This window comes from Sphingomonas sp. Leaf9, from assembly GCF_001421355.1.
Taxonomy (GTDB): Bacteria; Pseudomonadota; Alphaproteobacteria; order Sphingomonadales; family Sphingomonadaceae; genus Sphingomonas.
Genome location: NZ_LMKC01000004.1, coordinates 534,420 through 550,780, shown reverse-complemented (window position 1 = coordinate 550,780; position 16,361 = coordinate 534,420). Strand labels below are relative to the sequence as shown.

The 16,361-nt window shown below is 66.2% G+C and carries 14 protein-coding genes and 1 tRNA gene; 6 read left to right on the top strand and 9 right to left on the bottom strand.

Going from position 1 to position 16,361, the window contains the following annotated elements:
• The first annotated feature begins 251 nt into the window (after positions 1 to 251).
• Together rpoN and ASE58_RS13575 are read left to right on the top strand one after the other, a co-directional pair.
• Complete coding sequence (gene rpoN / locus ASE58_RS13580) at positions 252 to 1,739, top strand: RNA polymerase factor sigma-54 (protein ID WP_055822231.1); 1,488 nt, start codon at positions 252 to 254, stop codon at positions 1,737 to 1,739.
• Positions 1,740 to 1,866: 127 nt separating this feature from the next.
• Positions 1,867 to 2,676 (top strand): hypothetical protein, encoded by an 810-nt coding sequence (locus ASE58_RS13575; protein ID WP_156347737.1) that lies wholly within the window; start codon positions 1,867 to 1,869, stop codon positions 2,674 to 2,676.
• A gap of 180 nt (positions 2,677 to 2,856) precedes the next feature.
• On the opposite strand, the gene ASE58_RS13570 is transcribed toward ASE58_RS13575, so the two are convergent.
• On the bottom strand, positions 2,857 to 3,528 hold the full coding sequence (locus ASE58_RS13570; RefSeq protein WP_055822226.1) for a glutathione S-transferase family protein: 672 nt from the start codon (positions 3,526 to 3,528) through the stop codon (positions 2,857 to 2,859).
• Positions 3,529 to 3,573: 45 nt separating this feature from the next.
• On the opposite strand from ASE58_RS13570, the gene ASE58_RS13565 reads away from it, so the two are divergent.
• Both ASE58_RS13565 and ASE58_RS13560 read left to right on the top strand, forming a co-directional pair.
• Entirely contained in the window at positions 3,574 to 4,128 is a 555-nt protein-coding gene (locus ASE58_RS13565) for a hypothetical protein (RefSeq protein ID WP_156347736.1), read from the top strand.
• A gap of 23 nt (positions 4,129 to 4,151) precedes the next feature.
• Entirely contained in the window at positions 4,152 to 4,565 is a 414-nt protein-coding gene (locus tag ASE58_RS13560; RefSeq protein ID WP_055822221.1) for a hypothetical protein, read from the top strand.
• A gap of 18 nt (positions 4,566 to 4,583) precedes the next feature.
• Here ASE58_RS13560 and gltB read toward each other — a convergent pair whose 3' ends face one another.
• The 5 genes from gltB to ASE58_RS13535 all read right to left on the bottom strand — a co-directional run bounded on the left by gltB (position 4,584) and on the right by ASE58_RS13535 (position 13,056).
• Positions 4,584 to 9,113: a glutamate synthase large subunit gene (gltB, locus tag ASE58_RS13555; RefSeq protein ID WP_055822218.1), complete on the bottom strand. Its 4,530-nt coding sequence runs from the start codon at positions 9,111 to 9,113 to the stop codon at positions 4,584 to 4,586.
• Positions 9,110 to 9,712: a hypothetical protein gene (locus ASE58_RS13550; protein ID WP_055822215.1), complete on the bottom strand. Its 603-nt coding sequence runs from the start codon at positions 9,710 to 9,712 to the stop codon at positions 9,110 to 9,112. The genes gltB and ASE58_RS13550 overlap by 4 nt, the downstream gene beginning before the upstream one ends.
• On the bottom strand, positions 9,709 to 11,154 hold the full coding sequence (locus tag ASE58_RS13545) for an NAD(P)-dependent oxidoreductase (RefSeq protein ID WP_055822213.1): 1,446 nt from the start codon (positions 11,152 to 11,154) through the stop codon (positions 9,709 to 9,711). The genes ASE58_RS13550 and ASE58_RS13545 overlap by 4 nt, the downstream gene beginning before the upstream one ends.
• Before the next feature lie 151 nt (positions 11,155 to 11,305).
• Positions 11,306 to 12,103, bottom strand: a complete 798-nt coding sequence (locus tag ASE58_RS13540) for an undecaprenyl-diphosphate phosphatase (protein ID WP_055822210.1) — start codon at positions 12,101 to 12,103, stop codon at positions 11,306 to 11,308.
• The gene (locus tag ASE58_RS13535) at positions 12,103 to 13,056 is read right to left on the bottom strand and encodes a complex I NDUFA9 subunit family protein (RefSeq protein ID WP_055822206.1); all 954 of its coding nucleotides are present in this window, start codon (positions 13,054 to 13,056) and stop codon (positions 12,103 to 12,105) included. The genes ASE58_RS13540 and ASE58_RS13535 overlap by 1 nt, the downstream gene beginning before the upstream one ends.
• Before the next feature lie 136 nt (positions 13,057 to 13,192).
• On the opposite strand from ASE58_RS13535, the gene ASE58_RS13530 reads away from it, so the two are divergent.
• Both ASE58_RS13530 and ppk2 read left to right on the top strand, forming a co-directional pair.
• Positions 13,193 to 13,279 (top strand) — tRNA-Leu (locus ASE58_RS13530).
• 91 nt (positions 13,280 to 13,370) lie between these two features.
• The gene (ppk2, locus tag ASE58_RS13525; protein WP_055822203.1) at positions 13,371 to 14,129 is read left to right on the top strand and encodes a polyphosphate kinase 2; all 759 of its coding nucleotides are present in this window, start codon (positions 13,371 to 13,373) and stop codon (positions 14,127 to 14,129) included.
• Positions 14,130 to 14,214: 85 nt separating this feature from the next.
• Here ppk2 and ASE58_RS13520 read toward each other — a convergent pair whose 3' ends face one another.
• From ASE58_RS13520 to ASE58_RS13510, 3 genes are all read right to left on the bottom strand, one after another.
• A complete protein-coding gene (locus ASE58_RS13520) occupies positions 14,215 to 15,084 on the bottom strand; it encodes a MipA/OmpV family protein (RefSeq protein WP_055822200.1) in 870 nt (289 codons plus the stop codon).
• A gap of 68 nt (positions 15,085 to 15,152) precedes the next feature.
• The gene (locus tag ASE58_RS13515) at positions 15,153 to 15,578 is read right to left on the bottom strand and encodes a DUF2141 domain-containing protein (RefSeq protein WP_235513621.1); all 426 of its coding nucleotides are present in this window, start codon (positions 15,576 to 15,578) and stop codon (positions 15,153 to 15,155) included.
• Positions 15,508 to 16,311, bottom strand: a complete 804-nt coding sequence (locus tag ASE58_RS13510) for a sterol desaturase family protein (RefSeq protein ID WP_055822197.1) — start codon at positions 16,309 to 16,311, stop codon at positions 15,508 to 15,510. The genes ASE58_RS13515 and ASE58_RS13510 overlap by 71 nt, the downstream gene beginning before the upstream one ends.
• Positions 16,312 to 16,361 lie beyond the last annotated feature (50 nt).

Sequence of the window (16,361 nt, the reverse complement as noted above, 5' to 3'; positions counted from 1 at the left end):
GACAAGGTCGTGACGGAGCGGAATTTGAAGCCAGGCAAGAAGCAAGGAGGGCGCGATGTAGCACATTGTGACCGACGCGCGACGCCGCATGGCTTCAAATTCCGCCCGCCGCGCAGCGGTCGCCCGTGGGAGGCGGCCGAGCATCGTCGCTTGCTTGTGCGTAGCGCAGCTACGCAACGGCGCTACGCTCCTTGTCGGCGGCCTCCCACGGGCGATCACGATCCCTGTCCCGAGCAAGTTTGGACCCTGCCATGAGCCTCGCCCCTCGCCTCGACCTGCGCCAGTCGCAATCGCTGGTGATGACGCCGCAGCTGCAGCAGGCGATCCGCCTGCTGGCGCTGTCGAACCTCGAGATCGAGGGGTTCATCGCCGAAGAGGTCGAAAAGAACCCGCTGCTCGATTCGGGGGGCGGCGGCAGCGACGACGACGGCCCCGCCTTCGAAGCGCCCGAAACGCCGGTGTCCAGCGAACCCGCCGGGTCGGACGAACTGCTCGGGCTGGGCGCGGCGAGCGGCGAATCGCTCGACCTCGATCTGGGCGATACCTTCCACCATGACAGCCCGTCGGATGGCGTTGGCTCGCTTGACGGCGGCCTCGGCCTCGCGGCGACCGGCAGCGGCGGGTTCGACGAAGCCCCCGACTTCGACACCTTCGCCAGCGACGACGTATCGCTCGCCGATCACCTGCTGCAACAGGCCGGAGCCTGCGTCGCCGGGGCCGACCTGTTCATCGCCAGCGCGATCATCGATCAGATCGACGAATGCGGCTATCTCGCCGGCTCGCTGCTCGACATCGCCCACCGCCTCGGCGTGCCGCTGGCACGGGTCGAATCGGTGCTGGGCATCGTCCAGACCTTCGACCCCAGCGGCGTCGGTGCGCGCAGCCTGGCGGAATGCCTGACGATCCAGGCCAAGGAGGTCGACCGCTACGATCCCTGCATGGCGCGGCTGATCGACAATCTCGACCTCGTGGCGCGCGGTGCCCTGCCGCAGCTGCGTCGCATCTGCGAGGTCGATGACGAAGACCTCTCCGACATGATCCGCGAACTACGCGGCTATGATCCCAAACCCGGCTGCCGCTTCGGCGGGGAGCGCACGCAATCGGTCGTCCCCGACCTGTTCGTGGCACCACGCAAGGATGGCTGGGCGGTGGAGATCAACGGCGCAACCCTGCCCCGCGTGCTGGTCAATCGCGGCTATTATGCCGAACTCAGCGCCAATGGCGACAAATCGTCCAAGGCATGGCTGTCCGACTGCCTCGCCAGCGCCAACTGGCTGATGAAGGCGCTCGACCAGCGCCAGCGCACCATCCTGAAGGTCGCGACCGAGATCGTGAAGCAGCAGGAGGCGTTCTTTCGCCAGGGCGTCGCCCATCTCCGCCCGCTGACGCTCGCCCGCGTCGCGGAGGCGATCGAGATGCACGAATCGACCGTCAGCCGCGTGACCTCGAACAAATATCTCTCCTGCCCGCGCGGGCTGTTCGAGCTGAAATATTTCTTCACCTCGGCGATCCAGTCGGCCGATGGCGGCGAAGCGGTATCGGCGCTAGCGGTGAAAGATGCGATCCGCACCCTGATCGCGGGGGAAGATCCGAAGAAGATCCTGTCCGACGACACGCTGGTCGAACTGCTGAACGCCAAGGGCTTCGACATTGCCCGGCGTACGGTCGCGAAATACCGCGAGGCGATCGGGCTGGGATCGTCGGTGCAGCGGCGGCGGCAAAAGGCGTTGGGCGGCTAACGCTTTCCTACAGCGCGCGGCATTGTCATGCTGGCCGGCGCTCTTTCCCACCGTCCATCCGCAACCCCGTTTACCGGGCAAGGTCACGCACGCTGCAAAACGCGCACGAGTGTGAACTTTGTGAACTTTGGCCGCCGCATCCGGCTCCGGCCCCTCCGATCCCGATGCAGTTTGCGCGTGTTACCTCCGAAACGAAGCCACCCGCCCGCCGCGCCTGATCATGACCAGCTATGGTCGGCGCGGGGCGTATCTCCCGAGTCATTCGACAGGGGGATACGTCATGTTCAGGATATTTGTGGCCATCGGCATGGCCGTGCTGCCGACCGCGGCGCTCGCGCAGGAAAAGACTGCGGCGGTCGACACGAACCAGACCAATGCCAAAGAAAAAGCGGCATCGGGACGGCAGAATTTCGGTGGGCTGGACTTCGGCATCGGCGTGTCGATGTCCTATGACCTCGGCAATAACGACCGCGTGTCGGACGCGGTGATTACCAACAACATCGTCCGGGTCACCCGCACCGAAAACATCCGTGCCCGGATCGTCCTCGAGTCGCACTACTTCGCGACCCCGACGTTCAGCAGCACCCGTCGCGTCCGCGAGGAAGCGTTCTGCGCCAGCTTCAGGGGTAATCCGGTCCAGTACGACAACTGCATGTCGGCGCAGAAGAACTTCGGCATCGGCCCGTTCGTCGCCCTGCAACCGGGCGGGGAAAAGGTCATCGACGCGATCGGGCTGGGCGTGATGGTGGGCCTGCGCCGGGGCGCCGATCGCGCGTCGAGCTTCAACCTGGGCGTCGGCATCTTTTACGACGTGGACACCCGCATCCTCGGCAACGGCTTCGTCGAGGATAAACCGCCGCCGGCCGGCGAGACCGAAGTACGCTTCCGCCGCCAGTCACAAAGCGGCCTGCTGTTCATCTCGTCCTATTCGTTCTGATCCAGGCCCCTTCCCGCCACATACCCGCTCGGTTCGAGTAGCGATCGAGCTTGTCGAGAACGCGTATCGAGACAGGGGTTCCGCCGGGCGGGCGTTCTCGACGGCCGCTTCTCGACAAGCTCGAAGCTGCTCGAACCGAACGGATAGGTTTGGGCGGGGTACTGCTCCTGCTAGCCGCCCCTAAACGTCCAGCTTTTCATAATCCGCCGGCGGTGGCACGCCCTCCATCCGCTCGGCCAGCAGCGGGCGGAAGCTAGGCCGGCTTTTCATCCCGACATACCAGCGCTTGGCCAGGTCGTGCGTCTTGAAATCGATCCCGCCCAGATAATCCGCGATCGAAATCTGCGCGGCGGCGGCCAGGTCGGCCAGGCTCATCGTCGCACCGCCGATCCACTGCCGGTGGTCGAGCAGGTAATCGATATAGTCGAGATGCTCGACCGCCGCTTTCATCGCCTCACGCAGCACGCGCGTGTCGGGCGTCTGGCGATGGACGATGCGCTTTTCCATCCGTTCCATCAACAGCGGCCCGGTGATCTCGCGATAGAATTGGGTGTCGAACCACGTCACCAGCCGCCGTTGCTCGGCGCGGTCGGCGGCGCTGCCGTTCAGCATGGCGGGCTTGTCGCCCGTCTCCTCGATATATTCGCAGATCGCCATCGAATCGATCAGCCGGACGCCGGCCGCGTCGTCGATCATCACCGGGGTCTGCCCGGCCGGGTTGATGTGCAGGAACTCGTCACGCCGCGTCCACGGCGATTCGCGCACCGGCTGATACCCGATGCTCTTTTCCGCCAGCAACAGACGGACTTTTCGCGAGAAAGGACATAGCGGGAATTGCAGGAGCTGCCACATGGTCCCGTGTTAGGCGGCACGCTCGCCGTGCGGAAGGGGATTCGTGTGGGGTTGCTCGTAAGCGTGCTGTGGCTGGTCGCGGCGATCGCGCTCGCCGACCGTTCGCCGCGCCCATGGGTACAGGGGGTGGCGGTCGTCTGCGCCGGGATCGCCGGCACCACGCTGCCCGATCTCGACCTTCTGCTCCCCCTTGGCCATCGCAGCGGCCTGACCCATTCGCTGCTGCCGCTCGCGTTGGCGCTGTTCGCGGCGCGCTGGCGGCCGGTGATGGCGGGGCTGGCGATCGGCATCGGCCTGCATCTGGCCGCCGATACCTTCCCCAATGCGATGCGGGGCTACGCCATGGTCAGGCTGCCGGGCGTCGGATCGATCGGCGCGGCCGGCTCCTATGTGTGGCTGGGGGGGCAGGCAGTGGCGGCGACGCTTGCCGGGGCGGTGCTGCTGGCGGCGACGTTGCCGGTACGTGCCGCGCTCCTTACGGCGGCGGCGCTGATGCTGGTCGGGATCGCGTATCTGTTCGCGACCGATGGCGGCTGGCCGGCACTGGCGGTGTATGCCGCATTCGGCTGGCTCGCGATCCGACGGCGTGTTCCGGACTAACCTGCTGGCAAGGTTTTTTCGGTATGCCCGGCATCATGGAAGCGACATTTTCGATCGTCAACGACGTAGGCCATGGGCTGATGCGGATCACCATGGCGGGCTTTTTCGAATCATGCGACATCGCCCGCTTCGCTGCGGCTCGCGATCGGGAATTGGTCGCGCTCGGCACGCGCCCCAATCAGCATCTGACGCTGGTCGATATCCGCGCGATGGATATCCAGGCGGCAGATAGCGTGGCCACGTTCCACCAGTTGCTCGCCGATCCCCGCACCACCTCGCGCCGGATCGCGTTCGTGGTCGGACGCTCGCTGGCCGCGATGCAGATCCGCCGCGCGGCGCGCGAGCGCGACACCCGCTATTTCGCGGAATTGGACGAGGCCGAGGACTGGCTGCTGTCGCCGGAGATACCGGCGCGAACGGCGTACCGGGCCGGCTGACCGGCCCGGTATCCGTCGTCAGGCGGCAACCTCCGCCCGCTGCGCCACCGCCGCATCGTCGCTGAGCGGATGCGACAGGCGGGTCAGCATTTCCTTTGGCACCACCTGCCAGAAATGGCGCTTCGCCCGGTCCCAATCGTCGAGGATCGCGCCCGACCAGCGGCTGTCGGTCATCGCGTGGTGTTCCGCGACCAGCCCCTTCAGCACCGCTTCCCAATGCGCCGATCCCAGCCGGTGGAGCGTGATGCTCTCCGGATTATGGTTCCGCTCGAAGCTGGCGTCGGGGTCATAGATGAACGCCATGCCGCCGGTCATGCCCGCGCCGAAGTTGGTGCCGGTACGACCCAGCACCACCGCCGTGCCGCCGGTCATATATTCGCAACCATTGGCGCCGCAGCCCTCGACCACCACGGTCGCGCCCGAATTGCGCACCGCGAAGCGCTCGCCCGCCTGCCCCGCCGCGAACAGCTTGCCGCTGGTCGCGCCGTAGAGGACGGTGTTGCCGACGATCGTGTTCTCATGGCTCTTGAGCGGCGACGACACCATCGGGCGGACGGTGATGATCCCGCCCGACAGCCCCTTGCCGACATAATCGTTGGCGTCGCCGAACACCTCCAGCTTGATCCCCTTGCACAGGAACGCGCCAAGGCTCTGGCCGGCCGACCCGCGCAGGCGGACGGTGACATGCCCGTCGGCCAGCTTCGACATGCCGAATTTGCGAGTGATTTCGGAGGACAGCCGGGTACCGACCGCGCGATGGGTGTTGCGCACCGAATAGGTCAGCTGCATCTTCTCGCCGCGCGAAAAGACGGCGGCGGCATCCTTGATCATCTGTGCATCGAGGCTGTCGGGCACTTCGTTGCGGAAGGTCGACAGGCTGAAGCGCCGCTCGCTCTCGTCCGCGTCCACCTTCGCCAGGATCGGGTTGAGGTCGAGATCGTCGAGATGCTCGGCCCCGCGGCTGACCTGGCGCAGGAACTCGGTGCGTCCGACCACTTCATCAAGGCTGCGCACGCCCAGCCGCGACAGAATCTCGCGCACTTCCTCGGCAATGAAGGTCATCAGGTTGATAACCTTTTCCGGCGTGCCGGTGAACTTGGCGCGCAGCCGCTCGTCCTGCACGCACACGCCGACCGGACAGGTGTTGCTGTGGCACTGGCGCACCATGATACAGCCCATCGCCACGAGGCTCAGCGTACCGATGCCGAACTCCTCAGCCCCAAGGATCGCGGCGGCAACGATGTCGCGCCCGGTCTTCAGGCCACCATCGGTGCGCAGCACCACGCGCCCGCGCAGTCCGTTGAGGGTCAGCGTCTGGTTGACCTCGCTCAGCCCCATTTCCCACGGGGTACCGGCGTACTTGATCGAGGTCTGCGGGCTGGCCCCGGTCCCGCCGACATGGCCCGACACCAGGATGACGTCGGCATGCGCCTTCGCCACGCCCGCAGCGACCGTGCCGATCCCGGCCGAGCTGACCAGCTTCACGCAGACCCGCGCCTTCGGGTTGATCTGCTTCAGGTCATAGATGAGCTGCGCCAGATCCTCGATCGAATAGATGTCGTGGTGCGGCGGCGGCGAGATGAGCGTCACCCCCGGCGTCGCATGGCGCAGCTTGGCGATGAACTCGGTCACCTTGAAGCCGGGCAGCTGCCCGCCCTCGCCGGGCTTGGCGCCCTGCGCGACCTTGATCTCGATCTCGTCGCAGGCGTTGAGATATTCGGCGGTGACGCCGAAGCGGCCCGACGCCACCTGCTTGATGACCGAATTGCCGTTGTCGCCATTCTCGTACGGCTGATAGCGGATGCTATCCTCGCCGCCCTCGCCCGACACCGCCTTCGCGCCGATGCGGTTCATCGCGATCGCCAGCGTCTCATGCGCTTCCGGGCTGAGTGCGCCCAGCGACATGCCCGGCGTCACGAAGCGCTTGCGGATCTCGGTGATCGCCTCAACCTGTTCGATGGCCACGCCGGTTTCGGGGAAATTGAACTCGAGCACGTCGCGCAGATAGACCGGCGGCAGGTCGCGCACGCCCCGCGAAAACTGCATGTAGGTCGAATAGCTGTCGGTCGCGACCGCGGTCTGCAACAGGTGCATCAGCTGCGCCGAATAGGCATGCGCCTCACCCCCGCCGCGCTGGCGATAGAAGCCACCGATCGGCAGGTTCACGACCGCGCTGTCGAACGCCGCGTCATGGCGCTGCGTCGCGTTGACGTGCAGCGAGTGATAGCCTTCGCCCGAAATCTTCGCCGGCATGCCGGGGAAGAAGTCGTTGACCAGCGCGCGCGACAGGCCGACCGCCTCGAAATTATACCCGCCGCGATAGCTGGAGATTACCGCGATCCCCATCTTCGACAAAATCTTCAGCAGCCCTTCGTCGATCGCGGTGCGATGGCGCTTCAGCGCCTCGTCCATGCTGATCTCGCCGAACAGCCCGCGTGCGTGGCGATCGGCGATGGCGGCTTCGGCCAGATAGGCGTTCACCGTCGTCGCGCCGACCCCGATCAGCACCGCATAATAATGGGTGTCGAGACATTCCGACGACCGCACGTTGATCGAGGCATAGGAGCGCAGCCCCTTGCGGACCAGATGCGTGTGGACGGCGGCGGCGGCCAGCACGCCGGCGATCGGCACCTTGGTCGCGTCCAGATGCTCGTCGGTCAGGAACAGCTCGCTGCGCCCTTCGCGCACCGCCTGTTCGGCCTGCGCACGGATGCGGGCGATGGCGGCGCGCAGCGCCTCCGGCCCCTCGCCCGCCGAGAAGGTGCAGTCGATCTCCGCCGCCTGCGCCCCGAAATGCGCCTTCAGCCGCAGCCAGTCGGTGTTGGTCAGCACCGGGCTGTTCAGCACCAGCACCGCGCTCGCCCGGTCGGCGGTGTCGAGGATGTTGGCGAGGTTCCCGAACCGCGTCTTGAGCGACATGACGTAGCGCTCACGCAACGGGTCGATCGGCGGGTTGGTAACCTGGCTGAAATTCTGGCGGAAGAAATGGCTGATGAGGCGCGGGCGGTCGGAAATGACCGCCAGCGGGGTGTCGTCGCCCATCGACCCGATGGCTTCCTTGCCGCCTTCGACCATCGGCGACAGGATCAGCTCCATATCCTCCAGCGTCTGCCCGGCGCACACCTGCCGCCGCGCCAGTTCGGCACGGTCGTAGCGCAGCGGGTCGGCGGTGGGGGCCGGCAGGTCGTCGATCGTCAGGAACTTGGCGGTCATGGCGGCATAGTCCGCCTCGCCCGCGATCTTGTCCTTGATCGCGCGGTCCTTGTAGAGCTTGCCCTCGCCCAGGTCGACGGCGAGCATCTCGCCCGGCCCCAGACGGCCCTTCTCGACCACCGTCGCCTCGGCCACCGGGACCATGCCCGCTTCCGACCCGACGATCAGCAACCCGTCGCCGGTCAGCGTATAGCGCAGGGGGCGCAGCGCGTTGCGGTCGAGGCCCGCGACAGCCCAGCGGCCATCGGTCATCGCCAGCGCGGCCGGCCCGTCCCACGGCTCCATGACGCTCGCCAGATAATCATACATCGCGACGTGCGCCGGCGGCAGGTCGGACGCGCCCTGCCAGGCCTCGGGCACCAGCATCAGCTTGGCGGTCGGCGCATCGCGGCCCGACCGACATATCGTCTCGAACACCGCGTCCAGCGCCGCCGTGTCCGACGCGCCGGCCGGGATTACCGGCTTGATATCCTCGGACCGCTCGCCGAACGCGATGCTCGCCATCTTGATCTCGTGGCTGAGCATCCAGTTCTTGTTGCCGCGGATCGTGTTGACCTCGCCGTTATGCGCCAGGCAGCGGAACGGCTGCGCCAGCCACCATTGCGGAAAGGTGTTGGTCGAGTACCGCTGGTGAAAGATCGCGACGCGCGATTCGAAGCGTTCGTCGGTCAGGTCGGGATAGAAATCCGACAGGCTCTCCGCGAGGAACAGCCCCTTGTAGATGATCGAGCGGCACGACAGAGAACAGAAATAGAAACCGGTGATCTGCGCGGCGATGATCCGCTTTTCGATCCGGCGGCGGACCAGATACAGGTTCTTCTCGAACTCGGCCTCGTCCATCTCTTCCGGAGCCGGGCCGGCAATCATGATCTGCTCGATTTCCGGCCGGGTCGCCTGTGCCTTCATGCCGATGACCGACACGTCGACCGGCACCTGCCGCCAACCATAGATCGACCAGCCCGCCTCGATGATCTCCGATTCGACCAGCGTGCGGCACGTTTCCTGCGCGCCCAGATCGGTGCGCGGCATGAACACCATGCCGACCGCGAGGCGCGCGTGCAGCGGCTTGTGCCCCGACGCGGCGATCGCATCGTCGAAGAAGCGGTGCGGCAGGTCGACATGGATGCCGGCGCCATCGCCGGTCTTGCCATCGGCATCGACCGCGCCGCGGTGCCACACCGCGCGCAGCGCATCGATCGCCGACTGCACGACGCGGCGCGACGGCTTGCCATCGGTCGCGGCAACCATGCCCACGCCGCAGGCATCGCCCTCATATTCGGGGCGGTACATGCCTTCGGCGGCGAGGCGGAGGCGTTCGGAGGTCATGTCGGTCATTCGTCTTCGCCCTTCGGCTTGGGAGGCTTCGGCAGGTGCGCGGTCGCAGCCTCGACCTTCTTCATGATGCGCGGCATTTCCTGCATCATCATCGGCATCGCCTTCATCATCTCACCCATGATCTCGGGGTCGGCGAACAGCGATATGAACTGCTCGCCAAACGCCTTGCCCGAGAGGGTGGCGAAGAACGCGTTGAGATCGGCCAGCTGTCGGGTGTCGAACCGGCGCGCCAGCGCACGGGCCATGCCGATGCGCAGCGACGGCTCCATGCGGGCCATCAGCGGCCCCATCTCTTCGCCCATGACGCGGCTCATGATGCGCAGCCGTTCGTCGAACGCGGGATCGGCGGCGCGCGCCTTTTCCCGGCCGCCCGGCATCGCCACATCCATATTGGCGACCATCGCGTCCATCATCACCGGGAACTGCTTCTGCATCAGCCGCAGATAGACGCCCTCCGGCACCAGCACGACGACGGTCTTCTCGGCCAAGGCGAGGCGCGCGGGATCGACCGGTTGCACGGTGGCTGCAGGGGCGACCGGAGCCTGCGCCAGCGCGGGCGTGGCGCCCAGCAGCGTGGCGGCGAGGAGGAGCGCCTTCATGCCGCCACCTTCGCGGCCTTGGCCTTCGCCTTGAGGTATGCGTGCATCCGCTCGGTCACGTCGCGCCCGTCGCGGATCGCCCACACCACCAGGCTAGCCCCGCGCACGATGTCGCCCGCCGCGAACACGCCGTCGAGCGACGTCATCATCGACTTGCCATCGACCCGCACCGTGCCCCAGCGCGTCACCCCCAGCTCGGGCGCATCGAACAGCGTCGGCAAATCCTCGGCATCGAAGCCCAAAGCCTTCACCACCAGATCGGCCTCCAGCACGAACTCGTTGCCCGGATCGGCCTCCGGCGCGCGGCGGCCCGACGCGTCGGGTGCGCCCAGACGCATGCCGGTCGCGCGGACCTGCACCACCTGTCCGTCGCGATCGTCGAACGCGGCGGGGGCGGAGAGCCAGACGAACTCGACGCCCTCTTCCTCGGCATTGGCGACCTCGCGCTGCGACCCGGGCATGTTGGCGCGGTCGCGGCGATAGAGACACTTCACCGACTTGGCCCCCTGGCGGATCGCGGTGCGGACGCAGTCCATCGCCGTGTCGCCGCCACCGACGACGACGACATGCTTGCCCGCCGCGTTGAGCGAGCCGTCGTCATATGCCGGCACGCTGTCGCCGAACCCGACCTTGTTCGAAGCAGTCAGATAGTCAAGCGCATCGACCACCCCGCCGCTGCCCACACCCGGCGCCTTGATCGCGCGCGGGCGGTAGACGCCGGTCGCGATCAGGACCGCGTCGTGTTTTGCGCGCAGTTCGTCCAGCTTAGCGTCGCGGCCGACCTCGAACCCTTCGTGGAAGACGATGCCGCCTTCCTTCAGCCGTTCGACGCGGCGCATCACCACCGGCTTTTCGAGCTTGAAGCCGGGAATGCCGTAGGTCAGCAGCCCGCCGGCGCGATCATAGCGGTCATAGACATGGACGTCGTAGCCAAGGTTGCGCAGCCATTCCGCCGCCGCCAGCCCCGCCGGCCCCGCACCGACGATGCCGACCGACTGGCCGCGTGCCCGGCCGACCGCGACCGGTTCGACCCAGCCATTCTCCCACGCGGTATCGGTAATGAACTTTTCGACCGATCCGATCGTGACCGCGCCGTGCCCCGAAAATTCGATGACGCAATTACCCTCGCACAGCCGGTCCTGCGGACAGATGCGGCCGCAGATCTCGGGCATGGTCGAGGTGCTGTTCGACAGCTGATACGCTTCCTGCAACCGCCCTTCGGCGGTCAGGCGCAGCCAGTCGGGGATATGGTTGTGCAGCGGGCAATGGACCGAGCAATAGGGGACGCCGCATTGCGAACAGCGTCCCGCCTGATCCTCGGCGGTCGGCGGGGCGTAGCGCTCCGCGATCTCGCGAAAATCCTCCGCCCGCAATTCGGGTTCGCGCTTCGCAGGATAGGACTGCGGACGCGAAACGAACTTCAACATTGCTTGATCGGCCATGATGCCCTCCGGACACCCGGAAAGCATATTTTCGGCGGCAAGTCACGCAACAAAAAACCGATAGGTTATCGATGCTGACCTATCTATAATCGCTAGCAATGCCGGTGCTGGCAGAAAACTACGCCAGCACCAGTTTATGGCCATATCGGCCCTATCGCAGCGCCAGCCACACCAGCGCCGCCGAACCCACGACGATGCGATACCATGCGAACGGCGCGAAGCCGAAGCGGCTGACGACCTTCACGAACGCCTTGACCACCAGCAGCGCGACGACGAATGCCGCGACGAAGCCGATCGCGATCCCGTGCAGGTCGTCCAGCGTCAGCAGCGCCCGATCCTTATACAGCGAATAGACTGTCGCCGCGATCATCGTCGGCACCGCGAGGAAGAAGCTGAACTCCGCCGCCGTCCGCCGCTCGACCCCCATCAGCAACGCGCCCATGATGGTCGCGCCCGACCGGCTAACGCCCGGCAGCATCGCCAGGCACTGCATCGCGCCGACCGACGCGGCCTTGCCGACGCTCATCTCCTCGACCGAGCGGATGCGCGCCTGCTTCACCATCCGTTCGATCAGCAGGATCAGGATGCCACCGACCACCAGCGCGGTGGCGACGATCGCCGGCCGCTGCATCACCGCGCGAATGCCGTCGTAGAACAGCGCGCCCGCCACCAGCGCGGGCAGGAACCCGATCAGGATGTTGCGGGTAAACGCGATCGCCTGCCGGTCACCGCGGGTCAGGCCCAGCGCGACGCCGGTGAACCGCTCGCGATAGGCGACCAGCACCGCCAGGATCGCGCCCAGCTGGATCGCGATCTTGAACACGACCGAACTGTCGTCGGTATAGCCGAACATCTCGCCGGCCAGGATCAGGTGGCCGGTGGACGACACCGGCAGGAATTCGGTCAGCCCCTCGATAATACCGAGGATGACATAGGTAATCCAATCCATCAGGCGCCCTTCAACACGGTGCGACGCCCGAAGCGCCCGTTCTTGCGATACACGACCAGCCAGTCGGGGGCGACCGTCGCCAGCGGCACCGGCCGCACGCCGAACGCCTCGATGCCGGGCAGGTCGCCGCCGACCACATTGTCGCGCGACAGCATCGCCCACTGGTCCTTGCTGATCGGGGTGAACGGCATCGCCGCGATCGCCCCGCCCAGGTCATTGGGAATTTCGAGAAAGCGCACGTCCCGGCCGATCGCCCCGGCGATCCAGCGGTTGAGCTCGCCCATCGAGATCACGTCGGGACCGCCGATCGCAAAGGTCTGCCCGCCGAAACGCTCCGGCTCGGCCAGCGCCTTGACGACGACCTGCGCCAGATCGACGACATAGACCGGCTGGAACTTCGTCGCCGCCGCCATCACCGGCACCAACGGACGCCCGATCAGCGCCGGCGCGCCGGAGATCATGCCGGCGAAGCGATTGACGAAGCCGTCCTCGCGCCCGAACACGATCGACGGGCGCAGGATGGTCGCGCTCGGAAACGCCGCCAGCACCGCCTGCTCGCCCGCGGCCTTCGACCGGCCATAGGCGGAGGGCGACGCGGCATCGGCACCGATCGCCGAAATCTGCACGAATGCCTTTGCGCCCGCTGCGGCGGCAGCCTCGGCGACGGTGCGGGCACCCGCAACGTGCACCTTGTCGAAATCCCCTTCGAGGATACCGACCAGGTTCACCACCGCATCCGACCCGGCGACCGCACGTGCGACCGTTTCCGGGCGCGACAGGTCGGCGGCGACGAACTGCGTCTGCCCCAGCCCCCCTTGCGTCCGCAGATGCAGCGCCTGGCGCGGATCGCGCTGCGCAATACGGACGCGCGCGCCCGCCTTCAACAATTCCTGCACGACATAGCGGCCGACAAAGCCGCCGCCGCCGAACAGCGTCACCAACTGGTTCTTCATCGAGTCCGCCTTTGCCTGTCTCTATCCTCAGGCCCCATGCCGCTCCTGCAGCAAAACGGCAAGGACAACGTAAAAATCTAGAAACAAGTTGTTGACACCCCAGGCGACGCCCCGTAGAGGCGCCCTCCTACCCCGTGCCCAGATGGCGGAATTGGTAGACGCACCAGCTTCAGGTGCTGGCGATCGCAAGGTCGTGGAGGTTCGAGTCCTCTTCTGGGCACCATTTTCCCGGCGCGCTTCGTCGCCGGGACCAGCACCACGATCCGCCCTTCAAACCGCTTCCCGGCGGGTGGCGTGCGTGCCATGCTTCAGCGATGAAGAAAGACACCTATCAATCGCGGCTGCAGGCGTTGCAGCTGGCGCTGGTCCAGACCCAGGTTGCCGCAGCGGAAAGTGGCGAGCGGGTGGTGATCCTGCTCGAAGGGCGCGATGGCGCGGGCAAGGATGGCACGATCAAGCGGATGGTCGCACATCTCTCCACCCGGTCGACCCGCGTCGTGGCGCTGCCCAAACCATCCGATCGCGAACGCTCGCAATGGTATTTCCAGCGCTATGTCGCGCACCTGCCGTCGGCGGGCGAACTCGTGATCCTCAACCGGTCGTGGTACAACCGCGCCGGCGTTGAGACGGTCATGGGATTTTCGACCGCGAACGAGCAGGAATCGTTCCTGCGCGACGCACCCGATTTCGAACGGATGCTGATCGAAAGCGGCATCCGCCTGGTCAAGCTGTGGCTCGACATTTCGCGCGAGGAGCAGAAAGAGCGGCTGGACGCGCGGCGGACCGATCCGCTCAAGCAGCTGAAGGTGTCGGACCTCGACGCCGTGGCGCAGGACCGCTGGGACGATTATTCGGCGGCGCGCGACCGGATGCTGTCCCGCACCCATACCGCATTGTCGCCATGGCACTGCATCCGCGCCGACAGCAAGAAGGCGGCCCGGATCGCCGCGCTCGCCCATGTCGTAACGCGGATCGCACCCGATGCGGTCGCGCACGAACAGGACCTGCCCGACCCAAAGGTCCTGTTCGCGTTCGAAGAAAGCGCGATCACCGACGGGCGGCTGGCGCGCTGACGCACGGCCCCGCGCATAGAACACCGTCACCCCGCCCTTGAGCCGGGGTGACGACAACAATCAGGTCACCGACAAGCGGTCGACCTTAGAAGCTGTAGGCGACCCCGACTGCGCCCAGCCACTGGTTGCTCGATCCGTTGCGCGCGACGATCGGGCTGTCGGCGAAATCGTTCAGCAGCTTGCGATAGACGACGGTGCCGAACAGCTGCCAGCCCGAGCGCAGGTCGCCGCTGATCGAATGGCCACCGATCGCGCCGACGGTCCAGTTCTTCCACCCGCCACGCGCGTTGTAGATCGGCAGGCCGCTGGCCAGTGACTGCGCCTGCGTGATCGAGAAATAATTGTCGGCATAGCCTTCGCCGACCCGCTCGCCCGACACGAACACGCCCGCGATCGCCTTCAGGCTGAGCGGCGTGACATAGGTGATGGTGGGGGCGAGGACGGTCGAGCCATGGCCGCCGGCCACGTCCTTGCGATAGCTGAGCGAGGCGGACAGCCGGTCGAACTGCGAGGTGATGACCCCGGTCTTGCCGATGCCGACATAGCCGCCCAGCTCGATCGCGGTGCCAACCTTGCCCAGTGCGCGAACCTGGGCATCGTCGATGCCCTTCGTCGTATTGCGGTTGAGGTTCACGACCGCAATCGGCCCCGCCTGGAAATCCCAGGTCGGCCCCACGCCATCGCGGATCAGGTCGACGCTGGCGCGGTTGCCCGCCACCAGGAAGTTGAAGCCCGACACGCGGCCGGTCGCGGCCGGGACCGGCGAGAAGCTGTAGTCGTTCGACCCTTCATAATCGGGCAGCACCGCGGCACCCAGGCCGAGGACGTAGAAATCGCCGCCGGTATCGTCATTGGGAACGGCGGATGCGGGCACCGTCGGCCCGGCCACGTCCTGCGCAAGGGCAGGCGTGGCAAAGGCGGCAGCGGTCAGGACGGCGGCGAGAATGGCGCGCAAGGGCGTGGCTCCGAGAAAATATTACAGCCGCGTAACGCTATCCCGCCCACTTTGGTCCGCAGTTTATACTAGAGCAAATAGCGAATTCGTACCTGTTGCATGGTTACATCACCCGCCAGCGGGAATTCCGCCGCGCTGAACTTCGGCGGGCCGAAGCGGATCACCGGGTTGCGCGAAAAACCGAAGCCTTCGCGGGGGATACCGGCGAACGTGTCGAGCTTCGCGTTGTTATTCTCGTCATGGATCACCGACACGGCATAATCGCCGCGGCCAAGGCCGGCGATGCGCACCCCACCGGCCTGCGCCGGAAAGGTGCGGGTGACGGCGTTGCGATCGTTGGTGCAGCCGGGGAAATTCTTGGGATCGGCGGTCAGGCAGAGGCGGATCACGCCCTTGGTCGAACGCAGTTCGCTGATCCGGACGTCAAGCGTGCCGGTCGGCATGGCGCCCGGCAGCGTCGCCAGCGCCAGCACCGCCAGTGCGGCGCGCCGCACGCGCGCGCTCTTTCTCGAAGTCGCCAAGGCCGCCGTCGGTGCCGCACAGCCGGTCCCAGAAGCGGAAATAGAGTCCGAAATTGCAGCCATAGCGTTCATGATGCCTCTGATGATGGCTGGCGGTAATCAACCAGCCGCCCAACCGCCCCGCCCACATAAATCTCGGGAACATTTCCCAGCCCATATGGTTCGTGACGCCCATAACCGTCATGATCGTCAGCACCAATGCCAGTGCGCCGATGTGAATTGGAATGACGAATACCAGTAGCGGAATTACCACAGCACCGGTCAGCGCCTCGATCGGGTGGAACGCCATCGCCGCCCACGCGGTCGGCGGACGGCTGGCATGGTGGACGGCATGGGCGATGCGAAACCATTTCGGCCGATGCATCCAGCGGTGCGTCCAATAGAACCAGGCGTCGTGCGCAAAGAGATACAGCAGCACCGACAGCGGCAGATACCATAGAGGCCGGGCGTGGACATCCGCGTAAATCTGCGTCCAGCCGCGATGCTGCCAGCCCCAGGCAACGATGCCGGCGGGGATGCCATAGATGGCAGCGGACAGCAGCGACCAGCGGATTTCCTTGGCGATCTGCGGATCGAGCCCGCGATAGAGCCCGGGATGCCGCACGCGCGTCGCAAAGGCGAAGCCGGCGGAGGCGAGCAGATAGCGCACGCCCACGATCAGCGTCATCGCCACGGCGGACAACAGGATAGCCAGCGGGATCGACATGCCCGCCCTGTAGCGGATTGTGGCCGGGGAGGACACCCCAAGCTCCGTTC